The following is a 2,331-nucleotide window of genomic DNA, read 5'->3' as shown; positions in this document are numbered from 1 at the left end:
GTACGTCCCGCAGACCGACACCTTCATCGAGAAGGACAGCTCGATCAACGCCGAGGTGGAGCGTCTGCGGCACTCGACCACGAATTCCCTGCTGTCGCGGCGCGACGTCGTCGTCGTATCCACGGTGTCCTGCATCTACGGCCTCGGTGCGCCCGAGGAGTACCTGCGCGCCATGGTCGCTCTGCAGGTGGGGGAGCGGTATGACCGCGACGCCCTCATCCGCAAGTTCATCTCGATGCAGTACAACCGCAACGACGTCGACTTCTCGCGCGGCAACTTCCGCGTGCGGGGCGACACGATCGAGATCATCCCCGTGTACGAGGAGTACGCGATCCGCATCGAGATGTTCGGTGACGAGATCGAGGCGCTGTACACGCTGCACCCGCTCACGGGCGACGTGATCCAGAAGATGGACTCCGTTCCGATCTTCCCCGCTTCGCACTACGTCGCCGGCACCGACACCGTCCACCGTGCGATCGGGACGATCGAGCACGAACTCGAGGAGCGCTTGAAGGAGTTCGAGTCGCAGGGCAAGCTGCTCGAGGCGCAGCGCCTGCGCATGCGCACCACCTTCGACCTCGAGATGCTGCAGCAGCTCGGGTTCTGCTCGGGGATCGAGAACTACTCCCGCCACATGGACGGCCGCGTCGCCGGGGAGCCCCCGCACACCCTGCTCGACTTCTTCCCCGACGACTTCCTGCTCGTGATCGACGAGTCGCACGTCACCGTGCCGCAGATCGGGGCGATGTACGAGGGCGACGCCTCGCGCAAGCGCACCCTCGTGGAGCACGGTTTCCGACTGCCGAGCGCGATGGACAACCGCCCTCTGCGGTGGGACGAGTTCAAGGAGCGCGTCGGGCAGACGGTCTACCTCTCGGCCACGCCGGGCCGGTACGAGATGGGCATCGCCGACGGGGTGGTCGAGCAGATCATCCGCCCCACCGGTCTCGTCGATCCCGAGATCATCGTCAAGCCCTCGAAGGGGCAGATCGACGACCTGCTCGAAGAGATCCGCGTCCGCGTCGAGCGGGACGAGCGCGTGCTCGTGACCACCCTGACGAAGAAGATGGCGGAAGAGCTCACCGACTTCCTCGGCGAGCACGGGGTCCGCGTCCGCTACCTGCACTCCGACGTCGACACCCTGCGACGCGTCGAACTGCTCACCGAGCTGCGCGCGGGCGTGTACGACGTGCTCGTCGGCATCAACCTGCTGCGCGAGGGCCTCGACCTGCCCGAGGTCTCGCTGGTCGCGATCCTCGACGCCGACAAAGAAGGGTTCCTGCGCAGCGGCACCTCTCTCATCCAGACGATCGGTCGCGCCGCCCGAAACGTGTCGGGCGAGGTGCACATGTACGCCGACAAGATCACGGACTCGATGCGCAACGCGATCGACGAGACCGAGCGCCGCCGCGAGAAGCAGATCGCGTACAACACGGAGCACGGGATCGATCCGCAGCCCCTGCGCAAGAAGATCGCCGATATCACCGAGGTCCTGGCGCGAGAGGCGACCGACACGAAGAAGCTCCTGGCACGCAACGACAAGGCGGGCAAGGGCAAGTCGCCGACACCGCAGCTGCGCCGCACGGGCATCGCGGCCGAGGGTGCCGATCAGCTCGAGTCGACGATCGCCGACCTGACGCAGCAGATGCTGGCCGCGGCCGGCGAGTTGAAGTTCGAGCTCGCGGGGCGACTTCGCGACGAGGTCCAGGACCTCAAGAAGGAGCTGCGCGCGATGGAACGCGCCGGGCACGCCTGAGCCGGGCATCGGGGCGGCCGCGCCCGCCTCGGATGCGGCGCCGACCTCGTCGCCGGCGTCAAGTGCCGGCGTCAGGTGCCGGCGTCAGGTGCCGGCGTCAGGTGCCGGCGTCAGGGGCAGTGCAGGAGCGGTTTCGGGCCCGAGCGGTCGACGCCGTGAGCCGACATCGGGTGGCCGCACAGGGGGCACGGTCGCTCGGTGCGCACCGGCTCGGGCGTCGTCTCGTAGGGGCCCACCGACGCGGGGCCGGCGACGCGGATCAGACGGGTGTTCAGGTACTGGTACCACCCACCGGCCTCGCGGACGCGCTCGCGCAGAGGCGGGCGGTCGGCATCCTTTCGTGTCATGATCATTAGTGTACTAACTAATTGCGGAGGGATGCCGTGGACGACCCGTTGAAGCTGGAGAACCAGGTGTGCTTCGCCCTGGTCACGGCCGCACGCAATGTGGTGTCGATCTACCGGCCGGTGCTCGAACCGCTCGGATTGACCCACCCGCAGTACCTGGTGATGCTGGCGCTGTGGGAGAGCGCGCCGCGCTCACTCGGGGCGCTCTCCCACAGCGCCAGCATCACC

Annotated in this window: 3 protein-coding genes; 2 read left to right on the top strand and 1 reads right to left on the bottom strand. The window is 67.6% G+C overall.

Annotation, left to right across the window (positions count from 1 at the left end; all coding sequences use genetic code 11):
* Nucleotides 1-1,756, top strand: a 1,756-nt coding sequence (uvrB, locus tag DC432_RS16080; protein ID WP_116538686.1) for an excinuclease ABC subunit UvrB, incomplete at its 5' end; no start/stop codon positions are given.
* Nucleotides 1,757-1,866: 110 nt separating this feature from the next.
* Here uvrB and DC432_RS16075 read toward each other — a convergent pair.
* Nucleotides 1,867-2,109: a hypothetical protein gene (locus DC432_RS16075; RefSeq protein ID WP_108317713.1), complete on the bottom strand. Its 243-nt coding sequence runs from the start codon at nucleotides 2,107-2,109 to the stop codon at nucleotides 1,867-1,869.
* A gap of 30 nt (nucleotides 2,110-2,139) precedes the next feature.
* On the opposite strand from DC432_RS16075, the gene DC432_RS16070 reads away from it, so the two are divergent.
* Nucleotides 2,140-2,331 (top strand): MarR family winged helix-turn-helix transcriptional regulator (locus DC432_RS16070; RefSeq protein WP_431739695.1); only part of this gene is annotated, 192 nt, incomplete at its 3' end.

Source organism: Microbacterium testaceum, from assembly GCF_003075375.1.
Lineage (GTDB): Bacteria > Actinomycetota > Actinomycetes > Actinomycetales > Microbacteriaceae > Microbacterium > Microbacterium testaceum_E.
This window is presented reverse-complemented; position numbering and strand designations above follow the sequence as displayed.